14 protein-coding genes are annotated in these 14,573 nt (G+C 67.9%); 6 read left to right on the forward strand and 8 right to left on the reverse strand.

Annotated features, from left to right (window positions below):
- The first annotated feature begins 27 nt into the window (after positions 1 to 27).
- From murJ to JOE30_RS03655, 6 genes are all read left to right on the forward strand, one after another.
- Positions 28 to 3,834, forward strand: a complete 3,807-nt coding sequence (gene murJ, locus JOE30_RS03630) for a murein biosynthesis integral membrane protein MurJ (RefSeq protein WP_371831738.1) — start codon at positions 28 to 30, stop codon at positions 3,832 to 3,834.
- A 76-nt stretch (positions 3,835 to 3,910) separates the two neighbouring features.
- Positions 3,911 to 4,489: an RNA polymerase sigma factor SigM gene (sigM, locus tag JOE30_RS03635; RefSeq protein WP_204869430.1), complete on the forward strand. Its 579-nt coding sequence runs from the start codon at positions 3,911 to 3,913 to the stop codon at positions 4,487 to 4,489.
- Positions 4,490 to 4,549: 60 nt separating this feature from the next.
- Positions 4,550 to 5,227 carry a hypothetical protein gene (locus tag JOE30_RS03640; RefSeq protein ID WP_204869431.1) on the forward strand — a complete coding sequence of 226 codons (678 nt, stop codon included), beginning with the start codon at positions 4,550 to 4,552 and terminating at the stop codon, positions 5,225 to 5,227.
- A gap of 134 nt (positions 5,228 to 5,361) precedes the next feature.
- Complete coding sequence (gene trxB, locus JOE30_RS03645) at positions 5,362 to 6,351, forward strand: thioredoxin-disulfide reductase (protein WP_204869432.1); 990 nt, start codon at positions 5,362 to 5,364, stop codon at positions 6,349 to 6,351.
- Positions 6,352 to 6,396: 45 nt separating this feature from the next.
- Positions 6,397 to 6,729, forward strand: coding sequence for a thioredoxin (trxA, locus tag JOE30_RS03650; RefSeq protein ID WP_027505953.1), 333 nt, complete (start codon positions 6,397 to 6,399; stop codon positions 6,727 to 6,729).
- 186 nt (positions 6,730 to 6,915) lie between these two features.
- The gene (locus JOE30_RS03655) at positions 6,916 to 8,100 is read left to right on the forward strand and encodes an N-acetylmuramoyl-L-alanine amidase (protein WP_204869433.1); all 1,185 of its coding nucleotides are present in this window, start codon (positions 6,916 to 6,918) and stop codon (positions 8,098 to 8,100) included.
- A 21-nt stretch (positions 8,101 to 8,121) separates the two neighbouring features.
- Here JOE30_RS03655 and JOE30_RS03660 read toward each other — a convergent pair whose 3' ends face one another.
- From JOE30_RS03660 to rnpA, 8 genes are all read right to left on the reverse strand, one after another.
- Positions 8,122 to 8,832, reverse strand: coding sequence for a GNAT family N-acetyltransferase (locus tag JOE30_RS03660; protein ID WP_204869434.1), 711 nt, complete (start codon positions 8,830 to 8,832; stop codon positions 8,122 to 8,124).
- 212 nt (positions 8,833 to 9,044) lie between these two features.
- Complete coding sequence (locus JOE30_RS03665) at positions 9,045 to 10,037, reverse strand: ParB/RepB/Spo0J family partition protein (protein ID WP_204869435.1); 993 nt, start codon at positions 10,035 to 10,037, stop codon at positions 9,045 to 9,047.
- Entirely contained in the window at positions 10,034 to 11,029 is a 996-nt protein-coding gene (locus JOE30_RS03670) for a ParA family protein (RefSeq protein ID WP_027505949.1), read from the reverse strand. Before JOE30_RS03670 ends, JOE30_RS03665 begins: the two co-directional genes overlap by 4 nt.
- 37 nt (positions 11,030 to 11,066) lie before the next feature.
- Positions 11,067 to 11,771, reverse strand: coding sequence for a 16S rRNA (guanine(527)-N(7))-methyltransferase RsmG (rsmG, locus tag JOE30_RS03675; protein WP_204869436.1), 705 nt, complete (start codon positions 11,769 to 11,771; stop codon positions 11,067 to 11,069).
- Positions 11,772 to 11,958: 187 nt separating this feature from the next.
- Complete coding sequence (locus JOE30_RS03680) at positions 11,959 to 12,468, reverse strand: protein jag (protein WP_371831739.1); 510 nt, start codon at positions 12,466 to 12,468, stop codon at positions 11,959 to 11,961.
- A 167-nt stretch (positions 12,469 to 12,635) separates the two neighbouring features.
- Positions 12,636 to 13,739 carry a membrane protein insertase YidC gene (gene yidC / locus JOE30_RS03685; RefSeq protein WP_204869438.1) on the reverse strand — a complete coding sequence of 368 codons (1,104 nt, stop codon included), beginning with the start codon at positions 13,737 to 13,739 and terminating at the stop codon, positions 12,636 to 12,638.
- A gap of 4 nt (positions 13,740 to 13,743) precedes the next feature.
- Complete coding sequence (yidD, locus tag JOE30_RS03690) at positions 13,744 to 14,133, reverse strand: membrane protein insertion efficiency factor YidD (protein ID WP_204869439.1); 390 nt, start codon at positions 14,131 to 14,133, stop codon at positions 13,744 to 13,746.
- Entirely contained in the window at positions 14,133 to 14,555 is a 423-nt protein-coding gene (rnpA, locus tag JOE30_RS03695; protein ID WP_204869440.1) for a ribonuclease P protein component, read from the reverse strand. Before rnpA ends, yidD begins: the two co-directional genes overlap by 1 nt.
- Positions 14,556 to 14,573 lie beyond the last annotated feature (18 nt).

The following is a 14,573-nucleotide window of genomic DNA, read 5'->3' on the forward strand; positions in this document are numbered from 1 at the left end:
CGCAGCTCAGACGCTGCTCAGGATCCGATGATGGTGCCCACGAGCGTCGCGCCTCCGGTCCGTCCTGCCGCCCCGACCCGCATCCCCCCGGCCGCGGCGGCACCGCAACCGGCGTCCGGCTCCAGCTCCTCCCGCCTGCTCTCCGCGACGGGTGCGATCGCGTTCGCGACGTTGATCAGCCGCATCACCGGATTCGCCAAGCAACTGCTGCTGGTGACGGTGCTGGGCACCACCGTCGCCACGTCGTACACCGTCGCGAGTGTCATCCCCAACATGATCGCCGAGCTCGTCCTCGGTGCCGTGCTGACGGCCATCGTCGTGCCCGTGCTGGTGCGGGCGGAGAACGAAGACGCGGACGGCGGCCGCGCATTCGTGCGCAGGCTCTTCACAGCTGCGCTGACCATGCTGATCCTCGCCGCGGTGCTGGCGACGGCTGCGGCGCCACTGCTCACGCGCTACGTCTTCCTGTCGGAGGACGGCCAGGTGAACACGGGACTGACCACCGCCCTGCTCCTCCTGCTGTTGCCCGCGATCCTGTTCTACGGCCTCTCCGCGCTGTTCACGGCGATCCTCAACACCCGGCAGAACTTCAAGCCCGGTGCCTGGGCACCGGTGCTCAACAACCTCGTGGTGCTCGGCGTTCTGGTTCTCTACCTCGTCGTGCCGGGCGAGATCTCCCTCGATCCGGTGCGCATCAGCGATCCGAAGCTGCTGGTCCTGGGCGTCGGCATCACACTCGGCGTCGTGGTCCAGGCCCTGAGTCTGGTGCCCGCGCTGCGGCGCAACAAGATCGATCTGCGCCCGCTGTGGGGGCTCGACGACAGGCTGCGTCAGTTCGGCGGCATGGCCGTCGCGATCGTGCTCTACGTCGTCATCAGTCAGGCCGGCATGGTGTTCGCGACCCGCATCTCCTCGCACGTCGACCCCGCCGGCCCTCTCATCTACAACCAGGCCTGGATCCTGCTGCAGCTGCCCTACGGAGTGCTCGGCGTGACGGTGCTGACGGCGATCATGCCCCGGCTCAGCCGCAATGCCGCCGCCAAGGACACCCCGGCCGTCGTCGACGACCTGTCCGTGGCCACCCGCATGACCATGCTCGCTCTCATCCCGGTCATCGGGTTCCTCACCGTGGCCGGCCCACAGGTCGGCGAGGCTCTGTACGGCTACGGCAACTTCGGCGCGGCCGACGCCGAGCGCCTCGGCGAAGCCGTCAGCTGGTCGGCCTTCACCCTCGTTCCCTACTCGCTCGTCCTGATTCACCTGCGGGTCTTCTATGCCCGTGAGCAGGCGTGGACGCCCACGTGGATCGTTCTCGGCATCACCGGTGTCAAGATCGCGCTGTCCGCCCTGACGCCGTTCCTGGCGACGTCGGATCGATCCGTGGTCCTGCTGCTCGGCGCGGCCAACGGTCTCGGCTACATCACCGGGGCGATCATCGGATGGATGCTGCTGCGTCGCAGCCTCGGCGAACTGAGACTCGCGGGCGTCCGCCGCACTGTCGCGGCGACGCTGATCTCCACCGCGATCGGCATGCTCGCGGTGTTCGCCGCCGACACGGCCCTCGGACTCGACCGGCTCACCGGACCGGGCGCACTGCTCCGCGTCGCTTTCGACGGCGCGGTCATGCTCCTGATCACCGGCCTGTGCCTGTACCGGGCACGGATCCCGGAAATCGAATCCATCACCGTCGCGGTGGCTCGTCGCCTCGGCCGCGCCCCGGCCGTGACGTCCGGACCTGTAACGACAGGGCACGTCGGCACCGATCCGATGTACGCGGAGACCGAGTTGATCCCCACGATCGGCGGCCCCGACATGCCCCCGGTGGGTCGGCCGACCGAGGGGTTCGGTCGGGCCACCGGCGCGGGTCGGCTCCCGTACCCTGACAGGCGAGTGGACCCGCGAGCACACGGCGGTTCCCGCGCGCCGATGTACACCGGAGACGAGTCGGAGACGACGATCATCCCCGCGTACACCGACGCACTCACGACCAGTAGTGACGAAGGAGTGTCAGTGACCGACGACGAGGGTGCACGGGGGCGTACGCCGTCCGAGGCCGAGGACGCCGCTCAGCCCGGTGGCGTGTCCACCGACGACCGTCGCGTCGCGGACTCCGATGCCACCCCCGGGTCGTCCGAGGACACCGACCGGCAGCCCGATGCGTCCACCACAGATCCGATCGAGTCCGGCCAGGGCGACGTCACCGAGACCGAACGCACGGCCGACGAGACCGAGTCCGGCCTCGTCGACACCGGCGTCATGCCGGTCGGATCGCCCACGCTCCCCCCGGCCGTCCCCGTCGCCGAGTCGCCCCGCACGCCGTTGCGCGGACCGAAGCTCATTCCCGGCGCGTCGGTCGCCGGCGGCCGCTACCGCCTTCTCGCACCGCACGGCGGCGCACGCGGCCTCGCGTTCTGGCAGGCGCACGACGTCAAGCTCGACCGCGAGGTGGCCTTGACGTTCGTCGACGCTGATCAGCGGTCTACCGGCGATGCTCCCGAGCGCGCCGACGGCCCGCAGGCCGTGCTGTCCCGGACTCTGCGGCTGGGCCGGATCAACTCGCCCGGACTCGCCCGTGTTCTCGACGTCGTCCGCGGCAGCTCGGGCGGCATCGTCGTCGCGGAGTGGACCCGCGGTCGATCCCTGCGCGAGATGGCCGACACGGAGCCGTCGCCCCTGGGCGCCGCCAACGCCATCAAGTCGCTGGCCGCTGCCGCCGAGGCCGCCCATCGCGGCGGTGGCGCGCTGTCCATCGACCACCCGGATCGTGTCCGCATCAGCATCAAGGGTGACGCCGTTCTCGCGTTCCCGGCCACCTTCGGTGACGCCGACCCCGGCTCCGACGTGCGCGGACTGGGCGCGATGCTCTACGCGCTGATCACCGCGCGGTGGCCCCTGGGCGACCCGTCGGGCCCCGCGACCGTCGGCGGGATGCGCATCGCCGATCGCACGGCGTCCGGGGCGGCAGTCGAGCCCCGCGAGATCCGCCCCGACGTCCCGTTCGAGATCTCCGCAGTCGCCGTGCGTGCCCTCGAACAGAACAGCGGCATCCGGACCGCCGCCACCGTGCAGCACATCCTCGGCCAGGCCGCGGTGGTCAACGAGAAGACCGAGATGATCCCTGCACTGCGACTGGGTCAGCGCCCGCCCGGATCGACCGGTCACGCACTCGCCGACCCCGACGACGAGCCGCCCGCGGACCGCTCCAACGTCATGGTCGCCGCGTTGGTGGGCCTCGGCGTGCTCACGGTGGTGGTGCTCGGCCTCGTCGGCTGGTGGCTCGCCAACCTGTTCGCCGGCGGCGGTTCCGACGAACCTCTCACCGAGCAGAATTTCGGGCTCACCACGTCCGCGGCGGCTCCGGCTGCGCCCGGTGAGGCGGCACCCGCGCCGACCACCGTGCCCGTCGCGCTGTCGTCCGTCGACGTCTTCTCGCCACAAGGCACCCCGGACAACCCGAGCACCGTCGACAACGTGGCCGACAACGACCCGGCGACGGTGTGGGAGACGGATTCGTACTTCAATCCGTTCCCGTCCCTCAAGTCCGGCGTCGGCATCATGGCGACGCTCGACCAGGAGACCACTCCCGCCAGCGTCTACGTGAACTCGCCGTCGCCCGGCACTGTCGTCGAGATCCGCTCGGCCACCAGCGCGACACCGAGCCTGGACGAGACCCAGGTGATCGGGTCCGCGACGCTCGGCAACGGACTCACCGACATCGCCGTCACACCCGACGGCCCCGTCCAGTACGTGCTGTTCTGGATCACGGATCTCAGCACCGCCGGTGGCGGCAACCAGAGCACCATCGCGGACATCGGGGTCTCCGCAGCATCCTGATCACCGCGTGTCGTGCGCTGTCACAACAGATTTCGTGACCAGCTCGGAAGGTTCGTTTCTGGGCTAGCCTCCGCGGGTGCGACAAATCGGGGGAGTCGCGGGTGGTGATGCCACGGACGGTGAGCTGCTCGCGGCGCACATCGCGGGGGACGCGACGGCTTTCGCCGTGCTCGTACGACGCCACCAGGATCATCTGTGGCTCACGGCGCGGCGGGCCAGCTACTCCGCGGAGGACGCGGCGGACTCCCTCCAGGAGGCGCTGCTGTCCGCGCACCGCACCGCCGCCTCGTTCCGCGCGGACGCGGCCGTCCGCAGCTGGCTGCACCGGATCGTCGTCAACGCCTGCCTCGACCGCATCCGTCGCAATCGCGTCCGACCCACCGTGCCGCTCGGGGAGGAGACCCGCGAGCCACGTGACCCCTTCGACCGCTACGCCGACGTCGACCTCTCCCTCGTCGTCGAGAAGGCACTGTTCTCACTCCCTCCCGACCAACGCGCCGCGATCGTCGCCGTCGACATGGAGGGGTACTCCGTCGCCGATGCCGCCTCGGCGCTCGGCGTTCCCGTCGGCACGATCAAGAGCCGCTGCGCTCGGGGCCGTCAGAAGCTCGCCCTCGTGCTCGCCTCCGTCCGTGTGCAGAACTCGGACGAGTGAGGGGAACCGAGGACCCATCGCGGGCGTCCAACCTGTCATGGCGACAGACGAGGCGGTGACATGTCCGTGACCGACCGCGATCCCCTCACACCCGACCTCCTCGCCGACCTGCACGCGGGCCTGCTCCCGGAGGACGAGGCGGCCCGCATCCGCGAGCGCGTCGAGACCGATCCCGAAGCAGCGGCGTATCTCGCCGACCTGGACGCCGTCGTCGACATGGTCCGCGCACGGGGCAGCGATCTGGTCGCAGGCGTTCCGATGCCGCCCGACGTCGCCGCGCGAGTCCAGGGCGCACTCACCGGGGCACCGCGGGACGAGCTGGCGACACGACGCTCGGGCCGACGCACCAGGATCCCGATCATCGCGGCGGCCGCGGCGATCGTCGCGCTGGTGGGGGCCGGTGCAGGCCTGGCACTCGCGTCCATCGAGACAGCCGGTGGCGGTGATCAGGTGGTCGCGTCGGCCCGGCCACTCGACGATCGCACGGTGTTGTCCGTCGTCGGGTCGGTCGATCGTGGCCGCTTCGTCGATGCCGCCGTGCTGGCCGGCTGCCTCGAGGCCAACGGCATCCCGGCGTCGGCCACGGTGGTCGGATCCGGCCCGGTCACCCTCGACGGCACCGAGGCGACCCTTCTCGTCACGGCCGGGACCACGCCCGGTTCGCTCGTCGCGATCGCCGTGGGCGATTCCTGCGGTCCGGACGATCCGGACACCGTCTCCCGCGCGGAGATCGGCTGACACGCCGGTGCCGCCCGCCTCGGGCCGCCTGCCTCGAGTGAGGGAACAACGTCTCCTGACCTAGTGTTGAGGGCATCAGAGGGCGAGCGCTGGAGCGCCGACCCTGGTTCCACACACGATCTCGGAAGGCGAAGATGACTACTTCGGACATCCACGACCTGATCATCGTCGGGTCCGGTCCCGCCGGCTACACCGCTGCGGTGTACGCCGCTCGCGCGGAGCTGAAGCCCCTGGTGTTCGAGGGCACCCAGTTCGGCGGCGCACTGATGACCACGACCGAGGTGGAGAACTTCCCCGGCTTCCGTGACGGCATCATGGGCCCCGACCTCATGGAGCAGATGCGCGAGCAGGCCATGCGTTTCGGCGCCGACATCCGCACCGAGGACGTCGAGGAACTGTCGCTGACCGGTGACGTCAAGACCGTGAGCGTCGACGGCACCGAGTACCGCGCCCGCGCGATCATCCTGGCCATGGGTGCCGCTGCGCGCTACCTCGGTGTTCCCGGCGAGCAGACGTTGCTCGGCCGCGGCGTGTCCGCCTGTGCCACGTGCGACGGCTTCTTCTTCCGTGACCAGGACATCGCCGTCATCGGTGGTGGCGACTCCGCCATGGAGGAGGCCACCTTCCTCACCCGCTTCGCGCGCTCGGTCACCATCGTGCATCGCCGCGAGGAGTTCCGTGCGTCGCGCATCATGCTCGAGCGTGCCAAGGAGAACGACAAGATCACCTTCGTCACCAACGCCGACGTCGTCGAGGTGCAGGGTGAGTCGGGAGTCACCGGCCTGAAGATCCGTGACACGGGATCCGGTGAGGAGCGCGTGCTCCCGGTGACCGGCGTGTTCGTCGCCATCGGCCACGACCCCCGCTCCGAGCTCGTCCGCGGTCAGGTCGATCTCGACGACGCGGGCTACGTGGTGGTTCAGGCGCCCACCACGTCCACCTCCATCGACGGTGTCTTCGCGGCCGGCGACCTGGTGGACCACGTCTACCAGCAGGCCATCACCGCGGCCGGTACGGGCTGCGCCGCGTCCATCGACGCCGAGCGCTGGCTCGCCGACCAGGGCGACATCACCGAGAACACGCTCGAGAACGCCGACCGCGACGTCGACGCCGTGAGTGTCTGAGCACCGTCCATCCCGCTACGTCCGGCACACGAGAGGCACGAGAACATGACCGACAAGAACACCGTCACCATCAGTGACGACACCTTCGCCACCGAGGTCCTGCAGAGCGAGAAGCCCGTCCTGGTCGACTTCTGGGCAACGTGGTGCGGACCGTGCAAGATGGTCGCACCGGTGCTCGAGGAGATCGCCGGGGAGCACGCGGACAAGATCACCGTCGCCAAGCTCGACATCGACGCGAATCCGCAGGCAGCGCGCGACTTCAAGGTGATGTCGATCCCCACCATGATCCTGTTCCAGAACGGTGAGCCTGTGAAGACCATCGTCGGAGCCAAGGGCAAGGCCGCGCTGTTGCGCGACCTGGACGGCGTTCTCGCCTGACCTGACTTCCCGCACCACCACACGCCCGGCCTGTCCATGACACGCCGGGCGTGTGTGCGTTCCGGGGCCGGGACGATTGTGGGAGGAGCATGATCTTCTGAGACAATCGTCCTTCAGGAACACCTACTGGGGACGTGTACCGCCGGTCGCCGTTGCGATCGGTCACGAAGAAGGGTCGACGACAGTATGAAGCCACTCCGCCACGGCGATCGAGGTCCAGCCGTCGCGGAGGTCCGGGACATCCTCTCGGGTCTCGGGTTTCTGCCTCCCTCTGCCGCTGTGGACGGCGACACAGCCTGGGCGGAGCCGGACGTCCTGTTCGACGCCGCTCTCGACGAGGCCGTCCGCGCGTTCCAACAGCAGCGCGGCCTCCTCGTCACCGGTGAGGTCGACACCGCCACGTACCGCTCGGTGAAGGAGGCGTCCTTCCGACTCGGCGCCCGCACCCTGATCTACCAGCTCTCCGCTCCGCTGTACGGCGACGACGTCGCCACGCTGCAGCGTCGACTGCAGGACCTGGGGTTCTACAACGGCCGCGTCGACGGCTATTTCGGCGGCGAGACGCACGAGGGCCTGTCGTCGTTCCAGAGCGAGATCGGGCTGTCGCCCGACGGCATCTGTGGACCCGCCACCCTGCGAGCGCTCGACCTGCTCGGCACCAGGGTCACCGGCGGATCGCCGCACGCGATCTCCGAGGAGGAGCTCGTCCGTCGGTCGGGCCCGCAGCTGACGGGCAAGCGCATCGTGATCGACCCGGGCCTGGGTGGCGCGAACTCCGGCATGGTCGTCCAGACCGCGGACGGTCCGCTGACCGAGGAGGCGATCCTGTGGGATCTGGCCGGACGCCTCGAGGGGCGCATGGCGGCCACCGGCATGGAGACGTACCTGTCGCGTGCCCGGTCCGCAGATCCCAGCACAGCTGAGCGTGCCGAGACCGCCAACGGTATCGGTGCCGACCTCATGATCTCGCTGCGCTGCAGCAGCTACCCGTCGCCGGTGGCGCACGGTGTCGCCAGCTTCCACTTCGGCAATTCACACGGCTCCGCATCGCTCATCGGTCAGGTGCTCACCAGCTACATCCAGCGTGAGATCGTGGCACGGACCTCGCTGCAGGACTGCCGCAGTCACGGCCGCACGTGGGACCTGCTGCGTCTGACCAACATGCCGACCGTGCAGCTCGAGCTGGGCTACCTCACCAGCCACGAGGACGTCGAGGTGCTCGCTGATCCGCGGATGCGCGACATCATCGCGGAGGCCGTCCTCGTCGCGGTGAAGCGCCTGTATCTCCTCGGCCAGGACGATCAGCCGACGGGCACGTTCACGTTCGCCGAGCTGCTCGCCTACGAACTGTCTGTCGCCGAGGGCGCCTGACACGCCACCGTCGGGCCTCGCTCAGCGCGCCCCGACGGGCACGCGGGCATCGGCCTCCACCACGGTGAGTGCTGCAGCCTCCAACAACCGCTCGAGCGCAGCCTCGACGTCTTCCTTCCACCCGTGATCACGATCGAGCTCCAACCGGAGCCGCGGGAACCGGTGATGCGGGGCCACGACCTCGAAGCCGTACTTCTCGAGGAAGTCCGCGTCGATCATGCAGGTCGCCTCCCCGCACGGCGGAGTGTCGATGAAGGACCGGCGCTCCTCGACCTCGGAATCCTCGAGCCGGACTCCGAACGCCTCGAGCGCTCGCACACCACGGTTGACGAGATCGCGCACCACAGCGTGCAGGAGCGTGTCCCGGATCCCGTCACCGTCCTCCGCCGACAGCGGTGAGTAGAGCGACGTCAACAAGACCGCATCCGGACTCACCGGTGCGGTGGGGAAGTGCGCGACTCTGGGTACGGCGCCGGGGGGTGCGTACAGGGCGCATCCCACCGAATCAGACGATGCCGGTACGTCTGCGCCCGCGACGTCGGTGGCGACCTGCCCGCACGGACCCCACTCGAGCATGACCATCGACAGCCAGGCTTCCTTCTCGAACTCGGTGTCGACGAGAGTTGCCGTGGAAGAGGCCGCGGGATCCATGGTCCAGAAGACGCACTGGCGGTCGTGTGCCGGCAGCGCATCGAATCCGCCGAGGGTGAGTGTGGAGACGACGATCGACACGCGTTGACTCAGCCTCCGTACCCCGACTCGCGGCGGCGACAGGCCTCCGCGACTGTATGTGCCCCCTCAGGATAAGCGATACGTCTGTCCCGGGGACACCACGGCGTCCGGCAGACGAAAGCTGGAGCAGTGCACCAGCTTTCGGACTCGATGGCACAGTTACGTCACAGTGACGAAAGGAGCGCGGGTGGCTGTACCCACACTCGACGCGATCATGACGACTTCTGGCGTTCCATCATCTCCACGATGCGCTGAAGGTCGTCCACCGAGCCGAACTCGACCACGATCTTGCCTTTGCGCTTGCCGAGGCTCACGGTGACGCGGGTGTCGAACGATTCGGAGAGCCGTTCCGCGACGTCCTGCAGACCCGGCATCTGGATGGGCTTGCGTTTCGGCGCCGGTGCCGGCGCAGCCGGGTCCTCGCGATTCGCGAGAGTCACCGCCTCTTCGGTGGCCCGCACCGACATGCCCTCGGCCACGATGCGAGCCGCCAACTCCTCCTGAGCCGCGGCTCCCGCCTCGAGCGACAACAGTGCTCGAGCATGACCGGCGGACAGAACGCCCGCCGCGACGCGCCTCTGCACGGGGATGGGGAGCCGTAGGAGTCTGATCATGTTCGTGATGACGGGGCGTGATCGACCGAGCCGCGCAGCGAGCTGATCGTGCGTCACGTCGAACTCCTCGAGGAGCTGCTGGTACGCAGCCGCCTCTTCGAGGGGGTTCAGCTGGACACGGTGGATGTTCTCGAGGAGCGCGTCGCGGAGGAGCGTGTCGTCGGCTGTCTCGCGCACGATCGCCGGAATCGCATCGAGTCCGGCTTCCTGGCTCGCCCGCCATCGGCGCTCACCCATGACCAACTGGTAGCGATCATCGCCGATCTGACGCACCACGATCGGTTGCATGAGACCGAATTCGCGAATCGAGTGCACCAGTTCGTCGAGCGCTTCCTGCTCGAACACGGAACGCGGCTGCTTCGGATTCGGTTCGATCTTGCTGGGCGCGATCTCCCGATAGACCGCACCGGCGGGTGAGAGGTCGTCCTCCACGATGGCCGGTGGGGTGGGGGACGGAGCCGTCGCCGTGCGGGACTCGCCACCGATGACCACGTCCGCGGCCGCAGACCCCAGGCCGGAGCTCTGTCCGGGAGATGTCGGAATGAGGGCAGCCAGACCGCGGCCGAGACCGCCCTTCTTGGTCGAACTCATGCCGTTCCCTCCGTCGCTGCATTCATGCTCGCGCTCCGCGCCGCCATCTCACGCCCCGCGTCGAGATAGGACATGGCTCCACGTGAACCCGGGTCGTAGTCCAACACGGTCATTCCGTAACCGGGAGCCTCGGAGACCTTCACGCTGCGAGGTATCACCGACTTCAGTACGGCGTCACCGAAGTGCTTGCGCACCTCGTCGGCCACTTGATCGGCGAGCTTGGTTCGGCCGTCGTACATCGTCAGGATCACGGTGGACACGTGCAGGCGCGGATTGAGGTGCGCCTGGACCAACTCGATGTTGCGCAGCAGCTGGCCGACACCTTCCAGCGCGTAGTACTCGCACTGGATGGGGATGAGCACTTCCGTTGCCGCGACCATCGCGTTGACAGTCAGGAGTCCGAGCGATGGCGGGCAGTCGATGAGCACGAAATCTATCTGCAGATCGTCGAGCGCGGCGCTGGACAACGCAGTCTTGAGTCGACCTTCGCGCGCCACCATGGAGACCAGCTCGATCTCGGCGCCCGCCAGATCGATCGTCGCCGGAATGCACATCAGGCGATCGTTCTTCGGGCTGCGTTGAATGGCCTCCACGGCGGTGATCTCGCCAAGGAGCAACTCGTAGCTGGACGGGGTCCCCGACGTGTGGACTGCGCCGAGGGCCGTGGACGCATTGCCCTGCGGATCCAGATCGACGACCAGAACAGACAGCCCCTGCACTGCGAGTGCCGCGGCGATGTTCACCGCAGTCGTCGTCTTGCCGACGCCGCCCTTCTGATTGGCGATCGTCAGCACTCTTCGTACCGGCGGTCGCGGTAGAGCGACCCCACTCTTGTGCAGAACCTGGCTCGCACGCTGCGCGGCCGCACCGATGGGAGTGTCGTCCGATGTGATGGGGGAGTAGCCGTAAGACTCCGATGCCGATCGTGTTTCACGTGAAACGTCGACGGCGGGTGTTTCACGTGAAACAGCGGCTTCGGATTCACCCGACATGACTTGCTCCTTCGACAACGATCGATCCACGCAGACGTCAGCGTGAGCCGGCGGAGAACTTAGGGACGCGGTTGCCGCGCACAGCGCGCTCCGCGCGTACAACGATAGTCGGTGTGGGGACGACGCCCTCACCACACTGCAACACCTGGAAGTTCTTTGCGCCGATACGGGTGAGCGTGCCGGAGTCGCGATCGATCTCCTCCTGCGCCGTGCTGCCCTTCAACGCAAGCATCACGCCGCCCTCGTGCACGAGCGGCAGAGACCAGCGAGCCAACTTCTCCAGAGGAGCAACCGCTCGCGACGTGACGATGTCACAACCGCCGGCTTCCTTGATGACACCCGGCTGCTCGGCACGTCCACGCACCACGGTCACGTCGAGACCCAGCTGCTCCACGATCTCCGCGAGGTACACGGTGCGGCGCAGGAGCGGCTCCACGAGGAACACGGACAGGTCAGGCCGTGCGATCGCGAGCGGGATCCCTGGCAGCCCGGCGCCACTGCCTACGTCGACCACGCTGGCACCCTCGGGGATGAGCTCTCCGACCACCGCGCAGTTCAGGAGATGGCGCTCCCACAGCCGAGGAACCTCGCGCGGACCGATCAGTCCTCGAACGACACCGTCCCCCTTCAGGGAGTCGTAGTACGCCCGAGCCGTGTCGGCGCGGTCACCGAACACTCGAACGATGGCATCGTCGACCCACGCTTGCGTCGCGGGCTCTTCCTCATGTTCCACGTGAAACATCCTCTCGCGTCGTCCTTGGTGGTCGTGAACCACACTCGTGTAATTCTGCTGACGGCGGGCGTCACGGGCTGGGGGCAGTCTAATGACGAGCGCAGACATTCCTCACCCGTCAGGACATCGTCCGACCCCGGGCACGAGAAAGGGGCGCGGTCCATGGACCGCGCCCCTTGTCGACTCTGTCGTCAGATCACTCCTTGACGACCACCACGTGTCGGTTCGGCTCGACGCCGTCACTCTCGCTCGTCACGCCGGCGACCGTCGCCACCGCGTCGTGCACGATCTTCCGCTCGAACGGGGTCATCGGCTCCAGGGGTTCGCTGTCGCCGGACGCCGCGACGCGCTCGGCGGCCTCGGTTCCCAGTCGCGTCAACTCCTCCCGGCGGCCCGCACGCCATCCGGCCACATCCAACATCAGCTTGCTGCGGTCGCCCGTCGACTGCTGCACGGCGAGGCGGGTCAGTTCCTGCAGGGCGTCGAGAACCTCACCCTTGCGCCCGACCAACTTGTTGAGATCCTTGCCGCCGTCGATGCTGACGACTGCACGGTCACCCTCCACGTCGAGGTCGATATCGCCGTCGAAGTCGAGGACGTCGAGCAATTGCTCCAGGTAGTCACCCGCGATCTCGCCTTCCTCGACGAGGTAGTCCTCGGCGTCACCTTCGGGCTCGTCCGCCTCTGCGTCGGATTCCGCGGTCACGGGAGCAGCGGCCACCGAGGTCTCGTCCGCCGGGGCTTCGACCTCGGGTGTGCTCTGCTCGTCCGTCTTCGAATCGATGGTCACGTTGTCGTCCATTTCCGTTCGCACTCGTATCACTTCACGTGGTTCTGGTCCGCGGGCGGACCGGCAGGGTCACGACGGCCGGATCAGCGACGCTTCTGCTGCTTCGGTCGCACCTTGCCGGGAGGGCTCTTCTTCTTCCGAGGAGTCGTGGCGCCGTTGGTGGCCGCGGTGCCCGGTGTCGTGGTCGACTCCGATGATGCCGTGTCACCACCGGTGTCCGTGGTCGATTCTGCCGCGGCGGCACGGGTGGGCTTGGCTCCCGGCGCCGGCTTCTTCTTCAGAGCGTCAGGGCGCGCACCGGGCTTCGGAGCGTTCTCGTTCCGGCGCTCGAGAGCGGCTTCCTTCTTCGCCGCCTCTTCCTTGTCGATGCGACCGAAGACGAGGTGCTGCTGCGCGTAGGTCCACACGTTGTTGCTCACCCAGTACAGCAGGATGGCCACGGGGAGGAACGGGCCACCGACGAGGACGCCGAGCGGGAACACGTACAGGGCGAGCTTGTTCATGATCGCGGACTGCGGGTTGGCCGCGGCTGCCTCACTCTGACGCGCCACCGATGCGCGCGAGTTCAGGTGGGTCGCGATGCTCGCGATGATCATCAGCGGGATCGAGACGGCGAGGATCGGACCGATCGACGGGATGCCGCCGAACGGCTCGAATGCGCGCAGCTGCGATTCGGGTGACGTGATGGCCGCCGAGATGGGCGCACCGAACAGACGTGCCGACAGGAAGGACTGGACGTCCTCGACGCTGAAGAAGTAGTTCGGAGTCTCGGCGTTGACCTCCGGGCTCAGACCCAGCTGCCCGATTCCGGTGCCGGTGCGGTTGAACGACCGGAGCACGTGGAACAGACCGATGAACACCGGCGCCTGTGCGAGCACGGGGAGGCAGCCCATGATCGGGTTGAAGCCGTGCTCCTTCTGGAGCTTCTGCATCTCGACGGCCAGTTTCTGACGGTCCTTGCCGTACTTCTTCTGCAGAGCCTTGATCTGCGGCTGCAGTTCCTGCATCTGGCGCGTCGTCCGCACCTGCTTGACGAAGGGCTTGTAGAGGATCAGACGCAGTGTGAAGACGAGAAACACCACGGACAGAGCCCAGGCGAAACCGCTGTCCGCGCCGAGCACGGCGCCGAACACTTTGTGCCAGACCCAGAGAATTCCGGATACCGGGTAGTAGATGAAGTCGAGCACGGCTCTATGTACTCCTCTGTTGGTTCACCCTCACGGGGTCACGAGACTGCGGGCAAGCGTGGTCGGTGTCGGTGGGCACCGCGTCGGCACCACCCCGGAGACGACGCGGGGGTGGAACGGGATCCCACCCACCAGGGTGCCAGGGTGCGCACTTCAGGAGGCGGACGACCGCCAGAACGGCACCGACGACGAACCCACGGGTGCGGAGCGCCTCGACGGCGTACTCACTGCACGTCGGCGTGAATCGACACGTCGGAAGACGAAGAGGGGAGATGTAGGACCTGTATCCCTCGATGAGGAGAATGACCGATCGGGCGGGGAGAGACACCAGCCGACGCAGGAGGCTCCGCTCGGACGCAGGATCACCCGGGACCGGATTCGCGGACTCCGTCATCACGTCTCGGACCGGCCGAGGGCGCGGGGGCGCTCGGCGGGAACCGGGTGAGAGGAGTTCATCGCGCGCATCGCTCCGAGTCGTCGCAGACCCGACGCCAGCTGGCGTTCGAGTTCGGAGGACGCCGCGGTCGCTGCGCCGGGCAGTGCCCGCACGACCACGTCGACATCCGACTCGACGAGAGGAAGCATCGAGCTGCAGATATGACGAAGCCGGCGTGCGACTCTGTGTCGAGTCACCGCCGGCCCCACTGCTTTACTGACCACGAGCCCGAAACGCGGGTGTCCGGAGGAGACGAGAGCGTTCTCGTCTCCCCGGAACCTCAGGTGCACGACGATGTCGTGGCGTCCTGTGCGGCGGCCGCGGCGCACCGTCGTCTGGAAATCCGACGACTGGTGCAGCCGATGCTGCTCAGGTAACACCCGAGCGTTCCGGTTACC

Origin of the sequence: Rhodococcus sp. PvP016 (assembly GCF_017832185.1) — a bacterium.
Lineage (GTDB): Bacteria > Actinomycetota > Actinomycetes > Mycobacteriales > Mycobacteriaceae > Rhodococcoides.

Coding starts and splice junctions, on each gene's coding strand:
- JOE30_RS03670 (WP_027505949.1), bottom strand. CDS start 11,029: ATGTCGGGTGAATCCGAAGCCGCTGTTTCACGTGAAACACCCGCCGTC.
- trxA (WP_027505953.1), top strand. CDS start 6,397: ATGACCGACAAGAACACCGTCACCATCAGTGACGACACCTTCGCCACC.
- murJ (WP_371831738.1), top strand. CDS start 28: ATGATGGTGCCCACGAGCGTCGCGCCTCCGGTCCGTCCTGCCGCCCCG.
- JOE30_RS03640 (WP_204869431.1), top strand. CDS start 4,550: ATGTCCGTGACCGACCGCGATCCCCTCACACCCGACCTCCTCGCCGAC.
- JOE30_RS03655 (WP_204869433.1), top strand. CDS start 6,916: ATGAAGCCACTCCGCCACGGCGATCGAGGTCCAGCCGTCGCGGAGGTC.
- JOE30_RS03665 (WP_204869435.1), bottom strand. CDS start 10,037: ATGAGTTCGACCAAGAAGGGCGGTCTCGGCCGCGGTCTGGCTGCCCTC.
- rsmG (WP_204869436.1), bottom strand. CDS start 11,771: ATGTTTCACGTGGAACATGAGGAAGAGCCCGCGACGCAAGCGTGGGTC.
- trxB (WP_204869432.1), top strand. CDS start 5,362: ATGACTACTTCGGACATCCACGACCTGATCATCGTCGGGTCCGGTCCC.
- yidD (WP_204869439.1), bottom strand. CDS start 14,133: ATGACGGAGTCCGCGAATCCGGTCCCGGGTGATCCTGCGTCCGAGCGG.